Origin of the sequence: Psychromonas sp. SR45-3 (assembly GCF_014163575.1) — a bacterium.
Lineage (GTDB): Bacteria > Pseudomonadota > Gammaproteobacteria > Enterobacterales > Psychromonadaceae > Psychromonas > Psychromonas arctica.
Genome location: NZ_JACJDP010000005.1, coordinates 26,793 through 50,687, shown reverse-complemented (window position 1 = coordinate 50,687; position 23,895 = coordinate 26,793). Strand labels below are relative to the sequence as shown.

Below are 23,895 nucleotides of genomic sequence, written 5' to 3'. Positions count from 1 at the left end.
AGAAAGCTCTCACGGCATAGCATAACGTTGTCATCAGTGTTCGTATGAGACATCAATGTCTCTTTATCTGTTTTGGTAAACAGTGCTTAGTTATTAGAAGCTGTGTTTTCGAAATTTGATACTAAGAAATCTATTAAAGCGCTTATGGTGGCACTTTGCAGTTTATTTGAAGGGTAAATAACATTTAACGGTAAGGGGGCAGCAGCAAAATCGTTGAGCACCTCTAGCAAATTACCATTCGCTAAATCTTCTCGCACATACAGTTCTGGGAGCATGGCTAATCCTAAGCCCGCTTTTGCAAAGGATAAAATACAGGCAGATTCATTAGTTTCTATATCACCTTTTACTTTTATGCTTTTAATTTGATGGTCAATCTTGTATGACCAACGTTTGGGATTTGCATGTCCAGTATTCACAATACAATTATGTTGATAGATATCTTTTGGTTCGTTTAGTGATGGGCTCTTTTTTAAATAATCACTACTGGCCACGGTTTTAAAGGCAATCTCACCAATTTTACGCGCGTAAAAACTAGAGTCAGACAAATGCCCAGCCCTAATTGCAATATCGAAACCTTCCTCAATAAGATCTACTTTTCGGTTCATCAAGGTTAAAGCAATATTCACATCAGGATGTTGGGCTTTAAATTTCAACAACAGTTTCGGAACAATAAGGTTACCAATCATCATCGGCGCGGTAATTTTTACTTTTCCCGTCAGTTGCGATTGATCTTCTTTTAATACTTGCAACGCTTCTATTTGGCTAGAGATATCCGCCATTTTATCCAGATATTGTCTACCATTATCAGTCAGGTGTAATGAGCGAGTAGTACGATAAATCAATCTTACCCCGAGCCATTTTTCCAATTCACTAACTTGGCGACTGACCGCCGACGGCACAAGGTTTAAGTGATTTGCTGCCCGTGTGAAGCTCTGATCTTCAACTACCTGTTGAAAAATTTTAATCGATTTGACGATATCCACGTTTTGTAATTCCCATACGGCACTATTAATCAGAATTTATCACAAGTGAATTCATATTGGTGATATTTTTTAATGTAATGATTAGGCGTAGCATCCAATTCAACATAGCGACGTAATAAATATAAATTACATCATAACGATAACAATCAGAGGTAAAACATATGAAAGTAGTATTAGTTGGCGCAACGGGCACAATTGGGAAAGCGATAGTTAATGAATTAAAAGATCATGACGTGATCCGTGTTGGTTTCAAAGGCGGTGATTACCAAGTTAATATTGAAGATCGCAGTACTATTGAAGCGCTTTTTAAAGAAATAGGTACGGTTGATGCCATTATTTCTACCACTGGCCTAATCGCATTTGCACCGGTAAAGGAACTTGCTTATCAAGATATTAAACAATCTTTAGATAATAAGGTGATGGGTAATATTAATTTATTTCAAATAGGTAAAGAGTACCTTCGCGAAGGCGGTAGCTTTACATTTTCATCTGGTTACCTTGCACAAAATCCAATGGCTGGTGGTGCTGCGGTGAGTATGGTTAATGCAGCACTAGATTCATTTGCAAAAGCGGCTGCTTTTGAATTAGGTATGAGTCTTCGTGTCAATACGGTTAGCCCTCGCTTTGTTAAAGAGACGATGGAGTTAATGGGCATGGACAGTAGCGATGGAATTTCAGCCGCAGGTACAGCAAAAGCGTATAGACATGCAATACAGAGCAAAGAGACAGGGCAAGCATTCGATGTTGTAGATTATCTATAACAAGTGATAAAAGTAAGCTCCAATAGAGTTGGAGCTTATAATATATCCTGTATTTAACTATTTTAACGACAGCTCTCTGTCTACTTAACAACCTATCTAGACGTTTAATTTCAACGATAGCTATGTAATTAACTATCGCCTACCAGTCCAGTAGAGCCATTACAGTAATACGCTGTTTGTAAAATGTGTACCTGATTACGTCCTACTAACCTTTAGATAACTTATTAGCTAATTAATCATTTCACCAAAAGATAATTATTTCGTAAAAAAAGAGAAGAAATACAACCTATTAGAATATAGTGATGCTATGGTGATTGCATAGCGGTTACATTGTGATGTCTAATGATTGCGTATTGATGGCATGCACAAGTAGTTGATAGATGGAGAAATAAATGCACATCCCAAAGGTTGGATTTAATCACAATAAAACGCAGCAAGCTGAGTTTGAAATATTTGGACTTGAATCGCTTTATCAACGTAACTTTGAACTTGCCACTCATCATCCTGAGCATCCCCATCGTATAAGCTTTTTTAATCTTATTTATATCGAGGAAGGAAGCGGCACGCATATGGTCGATTTTAAAGAGTATCCATTGTCTCCTGGGTCGTTTATTTTTATTCAGCGGGAGCAAGTGCATGCCTTTGATTTTGTCTGCAAAGTAAAGGGAAAGATTATACTTTTTACCCAGTCATTCTTAGATCAGGTGCATGCTAATATGCGTTTGCCGAATTACACTCCGACGCACCTTAATAGCCAACACACACCATTAATCAAGCTGGATAAAGAAAATAATCAGCGCTGCCAGACATTAATCAATTAGATGATTAAAGAAAATCTTCATGCTCAATCTGACCCTTTGATTCTTATGTACCTCTTCTCTACGCTTTCACTGATGCTGCATCGCTTAAGGCCAGAACTGCGTCCCGATGTGCTATCACAGGGGCAAAGTATTAAATTTGCTCGGTTTTTGGATCTGCTGTTTATTCATTTTAATAAGATAAGAGATGGCAACTGGTACGCCAGTCAGATTAATACCACCTATAAAACCTTGAATCAAATCTGTAAGCTGGCAACCAATCTCACTGCTAAACAGCTTATCGACTCCTACACCATTATTGAGATAAAACGCTGTTTAGTTGTCAGTAGCATAACATCTCAACAAGTTGCTTATGATTTTGGCTTTGAGGATGCCAGCAACTTTGTTAAGTACTTCAAGAAACAGGTCGGGTTGACACCAAGTCAATTTCAGAAAAAGTATCTGAAACCCGTGTTGTAAGAATAGGCGAGTTGTTGTTTTAGAGCATCTGAAAAGTTAACTTTACACTATTATCTCGTATTGCATATTAATGAAGTAGAAGTTAATTCATTTAGTGAAAGTGTTTGCCAGCGTTAGCGTACTTCATCTTCAACGCCATTACTTGCTGCGGGTTGGTTAAACAATGAACCTACTTCTAAAGCGGAATAGGCTACCGTGATTGCTATTATGTATTGCTAATTGGCGTTAACGAGTAGCCGATATATCTCGGTTTATGCGTGTTATTAATGAATCTATTGCTCCTAAAGTCAATAATAAAGAGGGGCATGTGGGTCTCGAAAGGGCGTTTCAAGCTGTAAATGTTGTTAACTGATTGATTTATTACGACTTTAATTCTATTCGTGCAAAAATAACCACAAGTGTGAAGTCTCTGAATACACTTCTACTTAGGAGTGAGTTCACTGTGTTGCTTTTAAATAAGAGCACAGTGATAAGTATTGTGGTCGTCCTTATTTCTATTGATTTTGTGCAATTTCAATTCACTCTCGTGTGTTGAAGCAATTATTAATAGTTTGGCTATGACGATTTTGAAAACTCTTGAAGTGCTTTGAACGCTGCATCTGCTTTGTTTTTTTGAACAAAGATGTGATCGTGATAGTAACCTGCTATTACGTTAGCACTGATACCATATGAGGCAAGTTTATTTGCAAAAGCTGCTGTTAACCCTACGGCCTCAAGGCTGGAGTGTACGGATAAGGTGATCAGGCTGAATACAGCATCAAAATCTAACTTAGCTTCCGTCGCTTTATGCTCTTCCAAAACCAGAGTTAAACCTTCCTTTTCAAGAAAAGTTGCTATTGGTTGTAAGGGTAAATAATCTAATAATGCTCCGTTCACTGTGCAAAATACGTAGTTTCCTTCAATAAGCTCTGGTGACATAGATTTTAATAGAATGTCCAAGTCTGTAATAGCAGTCATGATTGTTATCCTTAAATAATAGCGTTTTGTTGTTTTTTAAAAAAACTACAATAAACATTAACTGTGCATAAGTGAAATTAACAATATTAATCTATTATCAGTAAAGCTAATGTGATAATTGTGTATTTGATGCTTATGTTGAGTAGATTAGTAGATTAGTAGATTAATAAGCATTAATCATGCTTTTAGGTAGAGGGGACCCGAAACTTTAGACTTAAACTAGGGTCTCCTAATGAGTGACCGAAACTCTATGTAAGCCATACATCACCTTGACCAAGTCACTTTGTGACCACTAGCGACTTAGTTTTCTAATTACCTTATAATTTTAGAATTAATAATAAATAAGTTATAATTTCATTTATTTATCTCAAGATGTAATTATGTCTAAATCATTAAAGCAACCCGAGTCACTTAAGTACCTTTCTGCGTATTCGCCTCAGGTGCAAACTCAAATACAGACCCTACTTGATCAAGATAAATTAGGGGAATTTTTGTTAAAAAAATACCCCCATCAACATAATATTAATAACGATAAATTATTGCGTGATTATGTAATGGATATTAAAAACCGCTATTTACGTAAGTCATCGCCGCTTAGTAAAATCATTTATGATAAAAAAATTCACGTAGTAAACAACGCACTGGGTTTACATACTTTTGTTTCAAGAGTGCAGGGTAGTAAATTAAAAAGTAAAAATGAAATCCGAGTGAGTGACGTTTTTAAAGTTGCACCTGAACCATTTTTAGAGATGATTGTGGTTCATGAATTGAGTCATATTCGTGAGAAAAATCATGATAAAGCTTTCTATCAGTTGTGTGAGCATATGTTGCCGGATTATCATCAATTAGAGTTTGAAATGCGCTTATATTTAACGCAGTTAGAGCTCAAAGGCGGGATTTACTAGTTTATCTACAGCAAGACTATATAGGGTTGTGATGGCAGAAAGCTAATTGACGGCTACTTATTTGTTCCTAAGTACGCTTTTAATTGCACCATCCCTTGATCTATTGACACTAATGCTTGGTAGTTAAAATCTTGTTTTGCGGCACTTATATTAAAGTAATGGCTGGTGGATAGCTGCTTTGCTACAAAGCGCGTCATGATTGGTTCATTGGTGTTGCTGGTGCGTAAGTACCACCATTCTAATAGAGTGCCAACTAAGTAAGCGAGGTGACTCGATATTCTAGCGGTGACTTTCGGTAAATTTGCTGCTGATAATATTTTATTGAGCATAGTCGCCATTAAAATAGGCTCATCGTTACTTAAAAAGTACGCTTTTCCTGCACACTGTGAATTTTTTTTATTCAATTCTACTGCGGCAAGCAGATGCCCATAAACGGCATTATCAATATAAATAGTATCTACTAATTTATCTATTTTACCCACTAGTTTTAACTTACCTGCCTTAGCGCGATCAATTACTCTAGGCACTAAATGCGGATCGTATGGCCCCCAAATAAGATGTGGCCTTAAGGCAACTGTTTTTAAATTTTCTGTATTTTGTTGTAGTACTTTCTGTTCAGCGACGGCTTTCGATAAGCCATAAAAATTAAGGAATTGTTTTGCGTAGGGCTGCGATTCATCAATGTTAGTTTCGTCTTCGCCACTAAAAGTGACACTGGGTGTACTGGTATAAACTAGTCGCTTAATATGGTTTATTCGGCATGCTTCAATAACATTCTCCGTACCCAGTACATTGGGTGTGAAGTAACTTTTTTTATCTCCCCATACACCGGCTTTTGAGGCAACATGAAATACAATCGAGCAACCTTGCATTGCGTCAATCAACGATTGTTTATCCTGTAAGTCACCTTGAATTAATGTTACACCAAGAGCTTGTAAATGTGGGTAATGTCCACGACAAAATCCAACGACGTTAATATTCGCTGCGCGTAAATAACGACATAGTGCCGTCCCTAAAAAGCCACCTGCACCAGTAACGAATATACAATCAACTTGCGTACTGAGTTTAGACAAAATGGACTGTTGCTGAGGGTGAAGATCAGAAAAGAGAAGGGGAGTTATCGCCATAATTTATCTCGTTGTAGTTAGTACTTAGCCATGTGAACCATATTGAATTTACTCAATTTGTTGCTGTGCCCATACCGCCAGTTTTTCTCTGAATATCTTAGCATTATGGCGAATATCCATTGGAAATTTTTTATGAATATAAAAAAGCTCAATACCTTGTGTTTGTGTATGTTGTTTAGCTATCTCTTGTAATTCATGAAATAACCGAGATGAATCATAAGTATTACTACTTTCAACTTCGATGCAAATAGCGGGAGTGACTTTTTTATCTATAACAACCGTCACTAGTGCACTTCGTTTAATACTTTTATGTGTATTAAATATTCGTTCACAAGGAATAGAATAATAAGGTTTATTGTACGCTAGGTGATTAGATAAAACTTGATGGGCTTTGCGACCACACATCCATAATTTACCTTGGTCGTCCAGATAACCTAAATCACCCATACGGTGACGTACACCGTTACCATCTTTAATTTTAGCTTGTTTTGTTGCTTGCTGACGATGGTAATAAGCGGCACTTACTTGCGGACCTTTTACTACAATCTCACCTATTTCAAAGGGGGCTAATATTAACTGTTGGTGCCATGTATTTATATTTTGCTCAGTGTTCTTAATAATTTTTATGTCTACATGTTCAATAGCATGGCCCACACAAATGCCACCACCTTGTTCGGTAATGTTAGTGGTGGTTAATAATTGCTGACTACCGATTTTACTTATAGGTAATGATTCTGTCGCGCCATAGGAGTTAATCACCTCAGCATCACCGCTTAACATTCGGCTAAATAGATTAATTGCGTCTAAAGAAGCAGGTGCTCCTGCGGAAATAACACGTTTAATGCTAGACAAAGTGTGCTGTTGTTTTTGTCCTGCTTGGCCTAATACGTCTAATAAAGCCGGGTTCGCAAATAGGTTGCTACATTGATATTTTTCAATGGCGGCAAAAATATAGTTTGGATTGGCTTTAATTGGTTGGCTGGCATCCATATCTGGCACAATCGATGCCATTCCTAATGCGGGGCCAAATAGTGAGAATAGCGGAAATGTCGCTAAGTCCGCTTCACCCGGTTGAATTTTGTAATCATTTTTTAATACGCTGATTTGCGCCTCGAACATGCTATGGCTATAAACCACCCCTTTAGGGGTTCCAGTGCTACCGCTGGTAAATAAAATAGCAGCCAACTGATGGGGATTAAGTTGCTGCATTGAGTAGTGTTTAGCGCGAGGGTATTTTTTTAATATACTTGATAGTTGAATACCACCAAAAATAGCCGGACCATTAACATTAATAATATGTTTAATGGTTTGCTTACCCCATGAAAAAATTAATCTTGCAAGGTGTGCTTTGGGGATGCCGATAAAAGCATCAGGTTGTGACTCTTCAAAGCATTGCTTGAGGTTGTTAACGCCCATTCCAGGATCAACTAAAATGGGAATAATACCTGCTTTAAAAAGAGCAAAGGTAAGGTTAAAAAATGCGATACTTGGGGTAACCATAAGTACCGCTTTGTCGCCTGCTTTAAGACCCCATTGATTTAGTGCATAGGCGATATCATCGCTTTGTTGATGTAATTCAGCAAAGGTTAGCTGTTGATAAGTTAACCCTTTTATCGTCTTTTTTTGTACACTAACCGCAAGATTTTCAGGAAACTTTTTTGATGCTGTCACTAAGTGTCGGCACAAGTTCCCTTGTTTGTTATTTTGGTTTTTATTGGATATTTTTTGTGGTTTACGTGCATTGGACATTTATGTGTTCTTACTCATAAATGTTTTCACTATATCGATTACTTCACGACTTGCGTCTTCAAGAATATAATGACCGCAGTCTGCGAACTCGTGCACCTGTGCGTGTGGCATTTTTTGTTTCCAAACACTTAAAAAGTATTTATCAAAAACAAAATCCTGTAATCCCCAACAAATGACAGTCGGAACATTCTGAAATTGTTGCAAACCTGCATCAATACTTTCTACTAACTGGTAGTTGAGGTGATGCGGTAATAAAGGAATATCTTGTACAAATCGAAGTGTTGAAATACGATTTTTCCAGGAGTTAAAAGGCGCAACATAGGCTTTACGAATTTCATTAGGCATTTTATTGCGTTTTACACCTACGTATGAAGCTACTGACGAGAAGGCATTAAAACCACGTACAAGTACTGTGCCTAAGTACGTATTTCTACAAATCCATAATGGGATTGGAAATTTTTTCGACTTAGGTAAATTAAACGCGGCCGTATTTAAAATAACTAAACGTTTAATTCGCTCTGGGTGACGTGCTGCATAACCCATTCCGATCATGCCTCCCCAGTCATGTACGACTAAGGTAATATTTTCTTTTATATCTAGGCTATCCAGTAAGGTTTCAAGGTCATCGATACGTTGTGCCAATGTATAGTCATAGTCTTTATCTGATGGTTTATCTGATAAGCCACAACCGATATGATCCGGTACGATACATTGATAGTTTGAACTTAACGCGCTTACCAAATTTCGGTAATAGAATGACCAACTAGGGTTACCATGTACCATCACAACTGGCTCGCCAGAACCTTCATTTATGTAATGGTATTTTTGACCATTTAGGTCTAAAAAATTGCGTTTGAATGGCAATAAATTATCAAGACTCATGTTACCACTCCAATCCAAGCATCATACAATTCAAACCACTGCCTATTCCTAAGAAGCTGACATTGTCACCTTTTTGTAGAAACCCTTGTTCATCTGCTAATGCAGCGGTAACGGGCAGTGAAACGGTTCCCATGTTACCGAGGTATTGATAAGTCGGAAATTCTTTTCCAACGGGAATATTTAACGCAGCAAGGACCTGTTTTTGATTTGCAGAACCTACTTGATGACAAATTACTTTATCGACACTATCTACTGTCCATTGTTGCTGCGTTAAAAAATGTTGCCAAGTATCAAACGCTAAGGCGACACCTTCTTTCAGTAATGGGACTGCATTGGTACGCATAAACTCTCGATGTAATTTAAGACCAACTTCTTGTAAACCCCATTTACATAAATCATGATGTTGTGGAGCAGAAAGGTGGCTAGCACCTAATAGTTTGTGTTGACGTTGATTATCTAACTGCAATGAACCATCCGTCAGCAATACTGCAACAGCACCAGAGCCACCAGTTAACGTTGCCAGCGACTGTGAAAAATTTTGAATGGTAGGATTGGATATCATATTGTCGATAGTGATATCAACAATATGCCGTGCAGATTCGCAAGACACAACTAAACCGGCTTTGATTTGGCCTAATTCAATGCGGTTTGCGATGTCTAAAATACCCGATAACACACCTAAACATGCGTTACTAATATCGTAAATAGCGGTACTCTTATTAACACCAATTTCTGCAGCGATACGACAAGCTGTCGCTGGCTCATGTTGGTCGCGACATACCCCCGTATAAACAACTGCACCAATATCTTCTACATTAATGCCTGTTTCATTTAATGACTTTTTTGCTGCTTCGATGGCACCATCCGATAACCGATGATCACTTGGCCACCAACGTCTATCTTCAATGCCCGTTAAGGCAGCAAGTTGACCAGCTGGTATACGTAATTTTTGATATAAAGGCGCAAGACGAGCTTCTAAATCTTTACTTGAAACGACTTCTGGGGCTAATTCATAAGCCATACTATTGATATAAACGCGGGAATATTTCATTAAGTTGTAATTTTTCTCATTAATGCTTCAAAAAGGACCAATTTAATCAACCCTTAAACCGGAGGCGTAGGTTACCGTATATTCTGACTTTAACAAAGTCCAATCCTAAACTGACCGCTAAATACTGTTAATTTTGATCAAAATTAGCTCGTTTTAAGACTTTAACGGTTTGTTTTTGTTTATATAACTTAACCATTGACGCGGTATTTTCATTTTTTCATCAATATACTTTGCTACAGGTAAGCTTTCTTTATTTATTTTGCTTGCTAAAATCTCTGCTAATAAAGGGGCGCTACATAAACCTCGAGAACCTAAACCTGTTAATAAGTAAGCATTAGGTAACGATGCTATAGGGTAGTTGATAGACCCATTCATTTCATAACTTTTTTTAAGACTATCATAATCGGTTAATTCACCTACATAGGGGAAATGATCTCGGGTTGTACAGCGAATGGCTGTATGAGCTTGATCATTTAACACAATATTATCTACCCATGTTTTGTCTGAAATACACTTTTTTAATTTTTGGTGGTTATCGTTTTGCTCTGTTTCACGATACGCCGTATCACTATCATGGCGCTTAAATGTAGCTCCCATACAATGTTGGACTGCTATTGCTGGTGTTAAATAGCCTTCATGACACAGGGTTCGTTTTAATGCAGTAAGTTCAGGCGTCGACTCGATATGGCTGACTTGGCCACGTGCAGCGGATAGGGGGACGGCTCGACACTGTTGAAAGTTAAGTGAATCAAAGCCCGCCGCAATAACCAGAGTTTGATGCTTAAAAATACCTGTATTCTCTGTAGCACTTTCTGTTTGGTTTTGATGAGCCATCGCGTGTATTGACAAATCTATCATATCTTTAGCTGAGGTGTTTGTTGAAGTACTTGGCAGCTTTCTTTTTAATATCCATTGATCATTATTTTTATTTTTTGCATCTTGGTCATAGTAAATCTGCTCGATATGATGATCGCAATGAATAGTGACATTGTCATATTCAGCTAACAAGTGTGCTAACGAAATTATTAATTGGCGAGGACTTAACCATCCTGCTCGAGGATAATATAAAGCAGGGTGGTCAATTTCGACACCAGCTAATTGGTTTGTTGAGTTTGCATCTATCCAATGTACTAATTGTTCAGGTAAACCTGCCGTTTTTATTTTTTGTAATTTCTTAGTCGAACTTGAGTCGTATGCGAGCTGAATTAAGCCATTAAACTGATGTGCAAAAGGGTGACGTTGATTAATATCTTGGTAAAAATTTAACGCGAACTGGTAGGCATTACTGAATAATTGCCCGAGTGCATCATGCCGTTCATTCAAAAGAGGATATAAGGCTCCTTGTAAATTACCTGATGCTCCACTGCCTAGTGTTTTATCCGAACAATAAACTGTTACCTTGTGATCGCGTTTTGCTAAAGCAAGTGCTGTGCATAATCCAGCAATACCACCACCAATGATGGCTATGTCATTTACTACGTTAGGTACCGTTTTAATCGCTTCTTTTATGATCGTTCGACGGTCATCAATTGGGTTAATAGCATGGCCATCTATAGAGGTGCTTTCAGGTAGTTGTCCTACTAGCATTTCACGTTTTTTTCCGTAACCTTTACGTTTTAGCATAGTAAAACCGGCTTCATTTAACGCTCTTCTTACAAAGCCTGCCGCAGTAAAGGTGGCTAATGTTGCTTGTGGTTTAGATAGCGCCACCATTTTTTTAAATAATATTAGATGCCACATATCCGGATTGGTATTGGGGTTAAAACCATCAAGATACCAAGCATCTGCAATACCATTGTGCTCGTTACTCAGATTGTCTATTTGTTGATTAATATCACCAAACCATAAATCCAAAATAATATTACCACCATCAAAGAATAATCGATGACATCCGAGCAGTGGCATCGGATATTGCACCACAAGCGAGTCAAGTAATTCGCTAAATTGTGGCAATTTTTGCAGGCTTAACTGGATATCATTGCTAGTAAGCGGGTATTTTTCAAAGCTAATAAAATGTATACGTTGCAGTGGTTTGTCTATATTATTTTTTCTAAAATTGATGAACTGTTGTGCGCTATTAACAAAATTGAGACCCGAACCAAAGCCAGTTTCTACGATACAGAACTGTTTTTGTTTAAAATTAACCCATCTTTGAGCTAAATCGTTGCCTTCAAAAAAAACATATTGAGATTCGCAGTGACCTTGATTATTATTAAAATAGATATCATCAAACATAGTCGAATATGGCTCGGACTGATCTGACCAGTTAAGTTGTGCATGCTTAATTATATTGTTTTTGGCTTGAGACAAGTTATATTCCTCTATATATGCGATCATATTTCATAACAGTCAGGTTGATTTAAGAAAATTGGTTAACTTTTGATGATCATATAATTAGTCCCTCAAGCAATAAAGGCTTAATAATGAAAAGAGCAGTAATTACAGGTATCGGTATTGTTTCTAGTATTGGTAACAATAAAGAAGAAGTATTAGCATCACTTAAAAGTGGCAAGTCAGGCATTACATTTTCTGAACAATTCAAAGAAGTTGGAATGCGTAGCCAAGTTTGGGGTGATTTAAAAATCAATCCTTCAGAGCATATTGACCGTAAAGTAATGCGTTTCATGGGTGATGCTGCGGCATATACTTATCTTTCAATGCAACAAGCAATTGCTGATGCACAATTACCAGAAGACATGGTTTCTAATGTACGTACTGGTTTAGTAGCAGGCTCTGGCGGTGGTTCTTCAAAAAACCAAGTCGATGCATGCCAAATTATGAAAGACAAAGGGGTTCGTCGCGTTGGTCCTTATATGGTACCGCGCACGATGGCGAGCACAACTTCAGCTTGTGTAGCAACACCTTTCAAAATTAAAGGGATCAATTATTCAATGAGCTCTGCATGTGCGACAAGTTCACATTGTATTGGTCATGCCCTTGAACAGATCCAACTTGGTAAGCAAGATATTGTTTTTGCCGGTGGTGGTGAAGAATTAGATTGGACTATGGCTTGTGAGTTTGACGCAATGGGCGCACTTTCAAGCAAATACAATGAAACTCCAGATAAAGCATCTCGTACTTATGATTCAAAACGTGATGGTTTTGTTATTTCTGGCGGCGGCGGTATGGTTGTTGTTGAAGAGTTAGAGCATGCTTTAGCTCGTGGCGCTAAAATATATGCTGAAATCGTTGGTTACGGTGCAACGTCAGATGGTTACGATATGGTTGCTCCTTCTGGTGAAGGTGCGGTACGTTGTATGCAACAAGCACTAGCTACCGTTGAAGGCAAAGTTGACTACTTGAATACACATGGTACATCAACGCCTGTTGGTGATGTAAAAGAGTTAGAAGCGATCAATATTGTTTTTGGTGATAATGCGCCAAAAATCAGTGCTACTAAATCACAAACAGGGCACTCATTAGGTGCGGCCGGTGTTCATGAAGCAATTTATAGTTTATTAATGATGGAAAATGACTTTATTTCTCCTTCTTGTAATATTGAAGAAGTCGATGAGAAAGCGCTTAACCTGCCAATCGTTAAAAACAAATCAGAAGCTGCTAAACTAGATATTGTTATGTCTAATAGCTTTGGTTTCGGTGGAACAAACGCAACATTAATCTTTAAACGTTATCAATAAAGTTTAATATTGTAATTAAAAAAGGAGCTTAGGCTCCTTTTTTTGTTTTACTGGTTTGTTAAAGCACTTAAGCTTTACGTGGTTTTTGCTGATATGTCATTAAGATCATTTAACTTAAGAGCTAAAAGTGGTTGTTATAAGTAATCCTTTTGAAAAGTTGAAACGAATACTGGTTACTTGAATATAATATATGATTTGTACAAATTAAATTGGTTAAATGAATATGAAAATTTATATTGACGAAAATATGCCGCATGGCAAAGATTACTTTGACAGTTTTGGGGAAGTCATTACTTTCTCAGGCCGAGATGTAACTGCAGAACAGTTAAAAGATGCCGATATCTTGTTAGTACGCTCAATTACTAAGGTGAATGAAAGCTTACTCGCTTTGAACGAGCGTATTCAGTTTGTGGGTACTGCAACTATCGGTACAGATCATATTGACCAAGCTTATTTAAAACAACGTAATATTAGTTTTAGTAGTGCGCCGGGCTGTAATAAAATTTCGGTCGCGGAATATGTACTTAGTGCGCTTTTAATTTTAGCAGAGCGTAAACAGTTTGTGTTAAATGACAAAACAGTGGCGATTGTTGGTGCAGGCAATACTGGTAGTGCTGTTTACGAGTGCTTAACAGCAGTTGGTGTGACTTGTAAATTGTATGATCCACCATTACAAGCCGCTGGCGACCAAAGGGCTTTTTGTGATTTTGATGACGTTCTCGCTGCTGATATTATCTCTCTACATGTGCCAAAAACCATGCGCGGTGAGTATAAAACATTTCATCTATTTGACCATGAAATACTGCAGAAATTAAACTGCAATCAAATTTTAATCAATGCTTGCCGTGGCGAAGTAGTTGATAATAAAGCTCTATTATCTCTTGCACAAGAAGAAAAAGCCCCCATATTAGTATTGGATGTGTGGGAAAATGAACCTAATATCGAAAAAGCATTATTACCTTATGTTGAACTTGCAACGCCACACATAGCCGGTTATAGCTTAGATGGTCGTGTACGAGGTACTGAAATGTTATACCAATCACTTAACCAACATTTGAATCTACCGACAACTTTAAATAGTATTGATTTTAAAGCTAAAGCAAATATTACCGACATAACTATTTCGAATAACATTAATGCAGAATTATTAAAATCTTTAGTACATTTAATATATGATGTGCGCAGAGATGATGCGTTATTTAGAGCAAAAGTAAATGATCTGAATGGCTTTGATCAAATGCGGAAAAATTATCCTGAACGTAGGGAATTATCTACATTATCAATTACTTTAATAGATCCTATTAATCCTAGTTCAAAAGCAATTGATTTAAACAGAACCGGATTTACAGTAAATAAAAATAAAAGGTAGACATGAACAAAGAATATAACATTGCACTCATTGGTGAAATTGATGGTTGTATAGAAGCAACACTGGAAGTACTTTTAAAACGAGACTTCCCAATTAATAACCTGTTCCCTCTTAGTATTGGTGAATGTGATACAAACTCAGTGATGTATTCAGGCAAGCCTGTTGATGTTATTGAAATAGAATCTTTTGATTGGGAACAAGTGGATATTGCTTTATTTGTTTCTGACCGTGATGTGGCAATGCAATGGATACCAGTAGCCAAAGAGCATTGTGTCGTAATTGATATCAGTGGTTATTACTTAGAAGATCCATCTGTGCCATTAGTACAAATGGGGATTAATGAAGATGAAATAGCTCGTTATGGTGAATCAAATATTATTGCGATCCCAAGCCCTGAAACAGCACAATTAACACTGGCTATTAAACAAATCCATCAAGAAGTAGGTATTAAACGTGTCACTGTTGCAGGATTTCAATCAGTTTCTTGTATTGGTAAAGTTGGTGTCACGGCATTGGCGGGAGAAACGGCACGATTATTGAATGCAAAAGGAGTAGAGCAGCATAAATTTAAGCAACAAATTGCTTTTAATGTTGTTCCACAAATTGATGAGTTTAATGAAGATGGTATTGCTTTTTCTGAGCTACGTTTAATGGCTGAAACAAGGCGCTTACTCAATGATCCTGAAATGGTGGTATCGACAACACAGGTTGTTGTGCCAATGTTTTATGGTTGTTCACAAGCGGTTCATATTGTAACCCATTATCCTGTTGAGCTGAGTGAAGTTGCAAACGCGCTACACCATAGTGACAATATTATATTATCAGAATCAGTTGGTGATTACGCTAATATGATTGATGATGTGGTTGGAAATGTTGAAGTTCACGTGGGGCGTTTACGTAAAGATACCTGTGATGCTGCTGGTATTAATATGTGGGTTTGTGCTGATAATGTTCATTACGGAATTGCAACGAATGCAGTGTTAGTAATGGAAAAATTAGCTTTTACCTATCTATAAAGTTGTAGTAATTACGTTAAAGTGGGCTAGATCTCAATTCTAGCCTTATTACTTGCTTTAAACATCTTCTATTACTTGTCCTAGTTTATTATATAATCATTATTATTCAGCTTTTCCTCACAAGGAACGTTTATGAAGCGCATTTTGCTTAGTCTGGTTTTCTGTTCTCCATTGTTATTCAATGTACCTATTGTACAAGGTGTTGATTTAGTTGGTCCTAATGATGAAGACCAAGTAATACAACCCGCTGAAACAATTAAAACACCTTCGTCAAATACTACGTCCACAGTGGATACTTCTCTGACAATTTCAAAATATGGGCCTATCTCTTCTCGAGAAACTTTGTGGTCTATTGCGTCAAAATTACGTCCTGATTCAAGCGTGTCTGTATTTCAGACTTTAGTGGCAATATACAAAGCAAATCCAAGTGCTTTTTATCAAAGTGACATTAATAGAATTATTCCTAGATCGATGATCACAATACCTAGTAAAGCATTCATAGCACAACAAACAAACAAAGAAGCGGAACAATTATTAAGACCCAGTAAACCTGCACCAAAAGTAACAAAACCTGTTGTTCTGAAAGAGGTGATCGAAACAGCTCCCGTTGAACCAGTTATTGTAGATACTAAAAATACTGACGAAAACCTGAATGATGATAAAACTAACAGTGAGTCAACCGAGGTTGTTGAACCTGAAATTATTGACCAGTTGAAAAAAGAGGCGCTAGATAAAGCCGCCGCTTTAGAAGCAAAAATCCAGTTGCTAGCCGATCAAGAAAAAGAATTTCAATTATTGAATGAGCAACTGATAGTTGCCACTGAAGCTAATCAAAGTTTAAAACTAAAACTACAACCATTAACAGATCAAGTTAATAGCCTTGCACAACAAGTAGAGGAAGATATTGCCACACAGAAAGAATTGCAGGCGATAATTGATCAATATCGTCAACAAATAGAGGCATTTGAAGAGCCTCCTTTTAGTGGGCCTGGCTTATTAAATGAAATGTTACGGGCCATGACTGGTTCCATTTCTAGCTTAATGTTAACTATTTTGGCTCCTCTATTGTTCTTGATTGCCATTTTCTTAATCATCTTACGTTTGAAATCTAAACGTGAGCTTGCGTCAAGAGAGCAAGAGATTGCAGAGTCTACTTCTATTCTGATGGAGGAAGATGGACAGTTTGATTCCCTATTAACAGATGATCTAGATGAAGATGCGGTAAATACAGAAACTAGCAGTGATATCGATTTCACTGAAGATGCTGATCTTTCGGTAGTGACTCCTCTCGAAACTGAACAAGAGCAATCAACTGAAGCTGAAAGTGAGCTTATTACAGAAAGTGACAGTGATTTCGATATTGTTGATAGAGAGACGTTTGATGATAACGAAGTTACTGACAGTAAGAGCTCTGACGACATTGAACTAGAAAGTTCATCGATTGAAAGTACTGATGAGTTTACGCAACCGGAAACTAGTGAAGATGACCCATTTGGAATCGCAGGTTTAATTGATAGCGAAGATTTTGACATCGATTCTCTAATTGAAGGTAAAGAAGAGGTTATCGAGTTATCTGAAGTTGATCTTTCATTAGATGCCAATATTAACCAAGAAGATTTAGACCTTGCGGCGGAATGGGAGACACAACTTGCCGAAGACGTTGATAGTGACCCAGATAGTGCTATAGAAAATATTGGTCCTTCTATAAATGACGCTAATACAGAAGAAGAAGCTAAACCTGAAGATTTAAGTGAAGGCGTTGATGATATCGATGCGCTAATAGAGCAAGAAGCAGTAGCTAAACCTGATGTTGTAAATGAAGCCGTTGATGATATCGATGAACTGATCAATCAAGAAGTTGAAGCCGCAAACGAGACTGTCGTTGAATCAGCTGAATCTGCTGAATCAGCTGCAGAAGTTAAACCAGAAGCGGGAAGTGAAACTGTTGATGATATCGACGAGCTAATCAGTCAACAAGTTGAAGCGGCGAACGAGACTGTTGTTGAATCAGCTGATTCAGCTGAAGAAGTCAAACCAGAAGCGGTAAGTGAAACTGTTGATGATATCGACGAGCTAATCAGTCAACAAGTTGAAGCGGCGAACGAGACTGTCGTTGAATCTGCTGAATCAGATGCAGAAGTTAAACCAGAAGCGGCAAGTGAAACTGTTGATGATATCGACGAGCTAATCAGTCAACAAGTTGAAGCGGCGAACGAGACTGTCGTTGAATCTGCTGAATCTGCTGCAGAAGTTAAACCAGAAGCGGCAAGTGAAACTGTTGATGATATCGACGAGCTAATCAGTCAACAAGTTGAAGCGGCGAACGAGACTGTTGTTGAATCTTCTGAATCAGATGCAGAAGTTAAACCAGAAGCGGTAAGTGAAACTGTTGATGATATAGAAGAGCTCATCAATCAAGAAACTGAAGCGGAGAAAGAGACAGTTGCTGAGTCATCTGAAGCTATTAATACAGATGACATTATCGACGATGATTTAAGTGAATTTGAAAATGTTGATCTTTCAACTTTAAAAAGTGTTGACCAAAGTATTTCCGAGTTAGATGCTGCAGAGGAAGCTCAGACTGATGCAGAGCAATTAAGTGATCAACTAGATAATAATGAATCAGACGATCAGGACAGTGACAGTGAAGGCAAATCATTAGCAGAACAATTAAGCCAAGGTGCCTTTGATGAGGATGTTGAATTACCTACAATAGATAAAAGTAAGCATGATGAATTTATTGATATCGACACATTATTAACAAGTAGTGGGGGTGATGCGATAAATGAAGAAGACTTCAATCTAGAGTTTGGCCTTGATGAGTTCCCGGATGTGGTAGAGTCATTCACTGAGTTTGACAGTGATGATGATGGTATAGCCGCACAATTAGATTTGGCTCGTGCCTATTTAGAAATAGATGAAAAAGAAGGGGCTAAGGACATTTTAAACAAGTTATTAACTACTGCATCAGATGATAAATTAAAAGAGGTACAAAAATTACTCGCAAGAATTAAATAATATTTTGTAAATCAATCTGCTAAACAGATACACTAAGTATTTTAATTCGCTGAGTAACTTAATCGAGTGAAATGCTAGAAAGCATACCTCATTAGCGTTATCACCCTATATTTGTGTATCTAACAAGCCAGCATTGCTGGCTTTTTTAAATTGGAATAAAAATAGTATGCGACCAATTATTTTGGATGTGGAAGGGGTCTCATTAACACCTTCAGAACAAGAGTATCTATCCCACCCGTTAGTGGCGGGTGTCATTTTGTTTACCCGTAACTTTGACAACCGTGTACAATTGAAAGAGCTCGTGCAGCAAATCCGCTTTTATGCAAAACATCAGATCATTATCGCTGTTGATCACGAAGGTGGACGAGTGCAACGTTTTCGAGAAGGGTTTACATCGTTACCTGCATGTGGAGACCTATTAACACAATCAAATGATTTACAAGTAGCGCTTAAATTAGCAAAAGCCAGCGCTTTTGTGATGGCCAGTGAATTGATCGCCTGTGATATTGATTTAAGCTTTGCTCCAGTGTTGGATATTAATGGTATCTCCGATGTAATTAGAGAGCGTAGTTTTAGTAAACATCATGATCAAGTTAGTATTATTGCGAGTGCTTATATTGATGGAATGAGAGAAGCGGGTATGGCAAGCACTGGCAAGCATTTTCCCGGACATGGTAGTGTCAAAGCAGATTCTCATATTGCATTACCCGTTGATAAACGCAGTGAGTCGGAAATATTTAACAATGATATGCAACCCTTCATCAAATTAATTAATGCCGGTCAGTTAGATGCGATCATGCCTTCACATGTTGTTTATTCACAATGTGATGATTTACCCTGTGGATTTTCTGAATATTGGCTACAGAAAATCTTGAAGCAGCAATTAGGCTTTAAAGGCGCAATAATTAGTGATGATATTTCAATGCATGGTGCTAGTTTTGTCGGAGATCACCTTTCAAGAGCTAAAAGTGCTATCAATGCCGGTTGCGATCTTATTTTAGCGTGTAATGACACACCTGCCGCAATGCAAATTTTAGACGGATTAACATTAACTAACAGTAGAAATAATGAACCACTAATTCAGTCGTTATTTGCACAAAAAAGCAAACTTAAATTACCATTACAAAAGAATCAAACTTGGCTAGAACATAGACGCTTACTACTTGAATTTGCTGATCAAAGTTAAATACTGCTAAGCGAGTCTAATTAGTATTAAGCAAGGCTTGCACTCTTTAACAATTTACTTAGACTAGATTAAACGATGCTGTGCCTATACTGAGAGAATGTTTTAATTTAAGCACTAACAATGAGATTTAGTTATACTACTAATATAATAACTATACTTGCCCATTTATTATCAAAAAATAAAATGAAGTTGGCAATGTTTGTAGACTCAAAAGACAGATCGCTAAATAACAGTTAAGAATAATAAAGGCGGAATTTAAAAATGATCATATATTTACACGGTTTTGATGCAACGAGCCCTGGTAATCACGAGAAAGTGATGCAATTAAAATTCATTGATCAAGATGTTCGTTTTGTTCATTACAGCACTATTCATCCTAAGCATGATATGAGCCATATTCTTAAAGAGGTACATCAACATGTGCAAGATAGTGATGACAAATCTCCACTTATTTGTGGTGTAGGCTTAGGAGGATATTGGAGCGAACGTATAGGGTTTTTATGCGGTATTAAACAAGTTATTTTTAATCCAAATTTGCATCCTGAAGATAATATGGTTGGCCGTATTGAATGGCCTGAAGAATATTTAGATATCTCAACTAAATGTGCTAGTGATTTTAGAGAACAAAATAAACCTAATTGTTTATGCATTTTATCTGCAACGGATTTGGTCAGAAACACCGAAATTAGTGATTATGAGTTATCGAATTATTACCCTATTATTGTTGATGATAAACAAAGTCATAAATTTTCTGATATTGCTGCCCACCTTCAGACAATTAAAAAATTCAAAGATGATTAATAAATAAACGGTATATGTAGTTATTTTGCACAGGATTTGTCTACTCAATAAGTATTATATCCACAGGCGTTAATCACTTCTTACGGTAAAAATTTTACTTTTTACAACTAAAATCGCTTTCAAGTAACATTATTGATAATCAAACCATAAAAAAGGTGACTTGAGTCGCCTTTTTTTATAACCTTAAATTCTTAATAATAAGATCTAGGTCAGTTTTTTTACAAAAGAATACTTTTTGTCACAAAATAAGTTGTTTTTTGTAAAAAAATTAAATTATTGAGGTGGTTATGAAGAAAATAGTAATAGTTGGTGGTGGTGCTGGCGGGTTAGAGTTAGCAACTAAATTAGGCAATAAATTAGGGCGTAAACAAAAAGCGCATATCACGCTAGTGGATAAAAATAGTACTCACCTGTGGAAACCTCTTTTACATGAAGTTGCAGCCGGTTCATTAGATGACGGTATTGATGCGGTAAGTTACCGTGCTCACGCAACTAATCATCATTTTAACTTCAAACTTGGCGCAATGCGTAATCTTGACCGCGTTAAAAAAACTATTTCAATTGACCCTTTGATAGATGAAGAAGGCACTATGATATTACCAGCTAGTGAAGTTGAATATGATATTTTAGTGATGGCGTTAGGTAGTGTCAGTAATGATTTTAATACTAAAGGAGTGCGTGAACATTGCATTTTCTTAGACAGTCCACAACAAGCCAAAAAATTCCATCATCGCATGTTAAACAAGTACCTGCAGTTAGGGGTTGAAGAAACAAAATCTGTAAATGTTTCAATTATCGGTGCTGGCGCAACGGGTGTAGAGCTATCTGCGGAACTATATAATTCACTTAAACAAGTTTCTAGCTATGGGTTCTCACATATTAAAAGTACAGATTTACATGTTAGCTTAATAGAAGCGGGTGATAGTATTTTACCTGCCTTACCTAAACGTATTTCAGCATCAGCGCATCAAGAGTTACTAAAACTAGGTGTAGATGTACGTATTAATACTATGGTTACTGAAGCAAACTCTGAAGGGTTGTTAACTAAATCTGGTGAGTTGATCAAAGCAGATCTGATCGTATGGGCGGCAGGCATTAAAGCACCTGATTACATGAAATCATTGGCAGGTTTAGAAACCAATAGAATTAACCAGTTAATAGTTAAACAAACATTGCAAACTACCTTAGATAAAGATATCTATGCGATTGGTGACTGTGCAAGTTGTGCATTACCAAGTGGTGGCTTTGTTCCTCCTCGAGCCCAATCTGCTCATCAAATGGCATCGTTAGTGGGTAAAAATATTTTAGCGACATTGAATAATAAACCACTAGTTGATTATAAATATACTGATTACGGTTCATTAGTTTCACTAAGTAACTACAGTACAGTGGGTAGTTTAATGGGGAATTTAATGAAAGGTTCTATGATGATAGAAGGGCGTTTAGCTCGTGTTGTCTATATTTCCTTATATCGTATGCACCAAGTTGCATTACATGGTTATATTCGAACTGGCTTAATGACTTTAGTTGAACGTATTAACCGTGTTTTACGTCCACGCCTAAAGTTACATTAAATCTAAACTCTTAAAGTTTCATTGTTTATTTCTAATGCGACTTATTTATTTTTAACGCTTTCAAAATTATAAAATGCCTCACTTTATTGAGGCATTTTTAATTTGTAATGTTAAAGCAATCTCTTAGTTGTTTACTTTTGAACAGATATAAACAACTCCAGGTAACCAACACTATTTGTAAAGATGCAGCGACTGAATAGGTAAAATGCATCATATATAAATAATATAACTGCAATGCTAAATCACTGAAAGTGGTTAATAAAATAAGAAAGAAACACCAAGGCCAACAACGTATTGCCCATTTGTCCTGTGCGTGACGACGTCCTGAAATAATAAAAATAAGTACTGGGAGTACGCCGACTGATAAGCCTAAATAGAAATGACTTTTTTCAGGATAAAAAATTTGTAGTAGTGTATTACCTGTTTGTTGTGAAGCGACAGAGATAATTAATAATACCCATGTCCTAGAAAGGAATAACAAAATAAATAACAGTATGGGAGGCGCCTTTAAATCACCGGATTCTGTATAATGTTGTAATGCATATAAACGTTTTTTCATAGCTGACCCAATAATTTTTATCTCATTATTATTGAAAGTGCTGGTGAATACTAATAGGAATTGTTAATGAGCGAAAATAATCTAATTAAAAAACGCATTGCGATGGTTGGGCTAGGTGATATTGCTCAAAAAGCATACTTGCCGATCATTTCGCAACATCCACTAATAACGCCCGTACTTTGTTCTAGAAATATTGACACGTTGTCATTATTAGCAGATAAGTATCGAATTGCAGAAGTGTTTGATGATTATCAGATGTTACTTAAAAGCAAACCTGATGCGATAATGATCCACGCCGCAACATCTGCTCATTATCATCTCGCAAAGCTTGCTATTGAGCATAATATTGCAGTCTATGTAGATAAACCTTTAAGCGATAACATTCAGCAAGTTAATTTATTAATACAATTAGCAGAGCAACACAATGTTTTAATCTATGTTGGATTTAATCGGCGTTATTCGCCACTGGTACAGGAAATTAAATCTTCATTAAGTGAAAATATGACTGTAAATAAAGATATTACAGTACAAAAAAACAGATTTAACCTACCCGCTTTTGCTGAAACATTTATTTTTGACGACTTTATTCATGTTATTGATACTGTACGTTATTTAGATTGCGAGTCTGATTTTTATCCCAAACATATAAATGTGATGGCTCAATTTGAATCTGATTTACTAGCCAATTTACAAATATCATGGCAGAGCCAATTTTCAATTTTGAATGCCAATATGAACCGTATTGCAGGAATCAATCAAGAGCGGTTATTGGTAACAAGTAAAGGAAGCAGTTGGCAGGTAGATAACCTAAATGAAGGTGAAGTTTACCAAGAACAACAATTTAAACGCTTATCTTTTAATGATTGGGAGCAAACTCTATATAAGCGAGGCTTTGTTTCACTAATTGAAGATTGGTTAGAGCAACTGCAAGTTGGTTTATTTAATAAAAGAATTGCTGAGGATATCCTGATCACGCATCAAATTTGTGATCAAGTATTAAAGCAGGTAAACACTTTAGCGAAAATTAATAAAGCTTAACTAT

20 protein-coding genes are annotated in these 23,895 nt (G+C 36.9%); 12 read left to right on the top strand and 8 right to left on the bottom strand.

Annotated features, from left to right (window positions below; all coding sequences use genetic code 11):
• Positions 1–86 precede the first annotated feature (86 nt).
• A complete protein-coding gene (locus H5084_RS04570; protein WP_182689666.1) occupies positions 87–983 on the bottom strand; it encodes a LysR family transcriptional regulator in 897 nt (298 codons plus the stop codon).
• A 161-nt stretch (positions 984–1,144) separates the two neighbouring features.
• Here H5084_RS04570 and H5084_RS04565 point away from each other — a divergent pair, with 161 nt between their 5' ends.
• From H5084_RS04565 to H5084_RS19660, 3 genes are all read left to right on the top strand, one after another.
• On the top strand, positions 1,145–1,744 hold the full coding sequence (locus H5084_RS04565) for a short chain dehydrogenase (RefSeq protein ID WP_028868431.1): 600 nt from the start codon (positions 1,145–1,147) through the stop codon (positions 1,742–1,744).
• 392 nt (positions 1,745–2,136) lie between these two features.
• Positions 2,137–2,565, top strand: a complete 429-nt coding sequence (locus tag H5084_RS19665) for an AraC family ligand binding domain-containing protein (protein ID WP_259396679.1) — start codon at positions 2,137–2,139, stop codon at positions 2,563–2,565.
• The gene (locus H5084_RS19660; RefSeq protein ID WP_259396678.1) at positions 2,566–3,021 is read left to right on the top strand and encodes a helix-turn-helix domain-containing protein; all 456 of its coding nucleotides are present in this window, start codon (positions 2,566–2,568) and stop codon (positions 3,019–3,021) included.
• A gap of 555 nt (positions 3,022–3,576) precedes the next feature.
• Here H5084_RS19660 and H5084_RS04555 read toward each other — a convergent pair.
• The gene (locus H5084_RS04555) at positions 3,577–3,978 is read right to left on the bottom strand and encodes an ACT domain-containing protein (RefSeq protein WP_182689665.1); all 402 of its coding nucleotides are present in this window, start codon (positions 3,976–3,978) and stop codon (positions 3,577–3,579) included.
• 380 nt (positions 3,979–4,358) lie between these two features.
• Between H5084_RS04555 and H5084_RS04550 the strand changes: the two genes are divergently transcribed.
• On the top strand, positions 4,359–4,883 hold the full coding sequence (locus tag H5084_RS04550; protein WP_182689664.1) for a M48 family metallopeptidase: 525 nt from the start codon (positions 4,359–4,361) through the stop codon (positions 4,881–4,883).
• Positions 4,884–4,936: 53 nt separating this feature from the next.
• Here the strand turns inward: H5084_RS04550 and oleD are convergent, their stop codons facing one another.
• From oleD to mnmC, 5 genes are all read right to left on the bottom strand, one after another.
• A complete protein-coding gene (gene oleD / locus H5084_RS04545; RefSeq protein ID WP_182689663.1) occupies positions 4,937–6,010 on the bottom strand; it encodes a 2-alkyl-3-oxoalkanoate reductase in 1,074 nt (357 codons plus the stop codon).
• 48 nt (positions 6,011–6,058) lie between these two features.
• Positions 6,059–7,759 carry an olefin beta-lactone synthetase gene (gene oleC, locus H5084_RS04540; protein ID WP_182689662.1) on the bottom strand — a complete coding sequence of 567 codons (1,701 nt, stop codon included), beginning with the start codon at positions 7,757–7,759 and terminating at the stop codon, positions 6,059–6,061.
• The gene (locus H5084_RS04535) at positions 7,760–8,641 is read right to left on the bottom strand and encodes an alpha/beta fold hydrolase (protein WP_182689661.1); all 882 of its coding nucleotides are present in this window, start codon (positions 8,639–8,641) and stop codon (positions 7,760–7,762) included. It abuts the gene before it with no gap.
• 1 nt (position 8,642) lies between these two features.
• On the bottom strand, positions 8,643–9,692 hold the full coding sequence (locus H5084_RS04530) for a 3-oxoacyl-ACP synthase III (protein WP_028870123.1): 1,050 nt from the start codon (positions 9,690–9,692) through the stop codon (positions 8,643–8,645).
• Positions 9,693–9,845: 153 nt separating this feature from the next.
• Positions 9,846–12,002: an FAD-dependent 5-carboxymethylaminomethyl-2-thiouridine(34) oxidoreductase MnmC gene (mnmC, locus tag H5084_RS04525; protein WP_182689660.1), complete on the bottom strand. Its 2,157-nt coding sequence runs from the start codon at positions 12,000–12,002 to the stop codon at positions 9,846–9,848.
• 113 nt (positions 12,003–12,115) lie between these two features.
• Here mnmC and fabB point away from each other — a divergent pair, with 113 nt between their 5' ends.
• From fabB to H5084_RS04490, 7 genes are all read left to right on the top strand, one after another.
• Entirely contained in the window at positions 12,116–13,330 is a 1,215-nt protein-coding gene (fabB, locus tag H5084_RS04520; protein ID WP_028870125.1) for a beta-ketoacyl-ACP synthase I, read from the top strand.
• Between the two features lie 223 nt (positions 13,331–13,553).
• Positions 13,554–14,699, top strand: coding sequence for a 4-phosphoerythronate dehydrogenase (locus tag H5084_RS04515; RefSeq protein ID WP_182689659.1), 1,146 nt, complete (start codon positions 13,554–13,556; stop codon positions 14,697–14,699).
• 2 nt (positions 14,700–14,701) lie between these two features.
• Entirely contained in the window at positions 14,702–15,715 is a 1,014-nt protein-coding gene (locus tag H5084_RS04510) for an aspartate-semialdehyde dehydrogenase (protein ID WP_028870127.1), read from the top strand.
• Positions 15,716–15,847: 132 nt separating this feature from the next.
• Positions 15,848–18,733 carry a FimV/HubP family polar landmark protein gene (locus H5084_RS04505; RefSeq protein ID WP_182689658.1) on the top strand — a complete coding sequence of 962 codons (2,886 nt, stop codon included), beginning with the start codon at positions 15,848–15,850 and terminating at the stop codon, positions 18,731–18,733.
• 166 nt (positions 18,734–18,899) lie between these two features.
• The gene (gene nagZ / locus H5084_RS04500; protein WP_182689657.1) at positions 18,900–19,919 is read left to right on the top strand and encodes a beta-N-acetylhexosaminidase; all 1,020 of its coding nucleotides are present in this window, start codon (positions 18,900–18,902) and stop codon (positions 19,917–19,919) included.
• Positions 19,920–20,180: 261 nt separating this feature from the next.
• Positions 20,181–20,720, top strand: a complete 540-nt coding sequence (ycfP, locus tag H5084_RS04495) for an alpha/beta hydrolase YcfP (RefSeq protein WP_028870130.1) — start codon at positions 20,181–20,183, stop codon at positions 20,718–20,720.
• 287 nt (positions 20,721–21,007) lie between these two features.
• Entirely contained in the window at positions 21,008–22,294 is a 1,287-nt protein-coding gene (locus H5084_RS04490; RefSeq protein ID WP_037072222.1) for an NAD(P)/FAD-dependent oxidoreductase, read from the top strand.
• 97 nt (positions 22,295–22,391) lie between these two features.
• On the opposite strand, the gene H5084_RS04485 is transcribed toward H5084_RS04490, so the two are convergent.
• The gene (locus tag H5084_RS04485) at positions 22,392–22,853 is read right to left on the bottom strand and encodes a DUF2919 domain-containing protein (protein ID WP_028870132.1); all 462 of its coding nucleotides are present in this window, start codon (positions 22,851–22,853) and stop codon (positions 22,392–22,394) included.
• Positions 22,854–22,919: 66 nt separating this feature from the next.
• Here H5084_RS04485 and H5084_RS04480 point away from each other — a divergent pair, with 66 nt between their 5' ends.
• Positions 22,920–23,891 carry a Gfo/Idh/MocA family protein gene (locus H5084_RS04480; RefSeq protein WP_037072224.1) on the top strand — a complete coding sequence of 324 codons (972 nt, stop codon included), beginning with the start codon at positions 22,920–22,922 and terminating at the stop codon, positions 23,889–23,891.
• The last annotated feature ends 4 nt before the right edge of the window (positions 23,892–23,895 follow it).

Bases quoted from the DNA above. Each gene is read 5' to 3' on its own strand.
- H5084_RS04515 (WP_182689659.1), top strand. From the start codon at position 13,554: ATGAAAATTTATATTGACGAAAATATGCCGCATGGCAAAGATTACTTT.
- H5084_RS04510 (WP_028870127.1), top strand. From the start codon at position 14,702: ATGAACAAAGAATATAACATTGCACTCATTGGTGAAATTGATGGTTGT.
- H5084_RS04480 (WP_037072224.1), top strand. From the start codon at position 22,920: ATGAGCGAAAATAATCTAATTAAAAAACGCATTGCGATGGTTGGGCTA.
- H5084_RS04535 (WP_182689661.1), bottom strand. From the start codon at position 8,641: ATGAGTCTTGATAATTTATTGCCATTCAAACGCAATTTTTTAGACCTA.
- H5084_RS04555 (WP_182689665.1), bottom strand. From the start codon at position 3,978: ATGACTGCTATTACAGACTTGGACATTCTATTAAAATCTATGTCACCA.
- H5084_RS04505 (WP_182689658.1), top strand. From the start codon at position 15,848: ATGAAGCGCATTTTGCTTAGTCTGGTTTTCTGTTCTCCATTGTTATTC.
- H5084_RS04490 (WP_037072222.1), top strand. From the start codon at position 21,008: ATGAAGAAAATAGTAATAGTTGGTGGTGGTGCTGGCGGGTTAGAGTTA.
- oleC (WP_182689662.1), bottom strand. From the start codon at position 7,759: ATGTCCAATGCACGTAAACCACAAAAAATATCCAATAAAAACCAAAAT.
- H5084_RS04565 (WP_028868431.1), top strand. From the start codon at position 1,145: ATGAAAGTAGTATTAGTTGGCGCAACGGGCACAATTGGGAAAGCGATA.
- ycfP (WP_028870130.1), top strand. From the start codon at position 20,181: ATGATCATATATTTACACGGTTTTGATGCAACGAGCCCTGGTAATCAC.
- oleD (WP_182689663.1), bottom strand. From the start codon at position 6,010: ATGGCGATAACTCCCCTTCTCTTTTCTGATCTTCACCCTCAGCAACAG.
- H5084_RS04530 (WP_028870123.1), bottom strand. From the start codon at position 9,692: ATGAAATATTCCCGCGTTTATATCAATAGTATGGCTTATGAATTAGCC.
- nagZ (WP_182689657.1), top strand. From the start codon at position 18,900: ATGCGACCAATTATTTTGGATGTGGAAGGGGTCTCATTAACACCTTCA.
- H5084_RS19665 (WP_259396679.1), top strand. From the start codon at position 2,137: ATGCACATCCCAAAGGTTGGATTTAATCACAATAAAACGCAGCAAGCT.
- H5084_RS04485 (WP_028870132.1), bottom strand. From the start codon at position 22,853: ATGAAAAAACGTTTATATGCATTACAACATTATACAGAATCCGGTGAT.
- fabB (WP_028870125.1), top strand. From the start codon at position 12,116: ATGAAAAGAGCAGTAATTACAGGTATCGGTATTGTTTCTAGTATTGGT.
- H5084_RS04550 (WP_182689664.1), top strand. From the start codon at position 4,359: ATGTCTAAATCATTAAAGCAACCCGAGTCACTTAAGTACCTTTCTGCG.
- H5084_RS19660 (WP_259396678.1), top strand. From the start codon at position 2,566: ATGATTAAAGAAAATCTTCATGCTCAATCTGACCCTTTGATTCTTATG.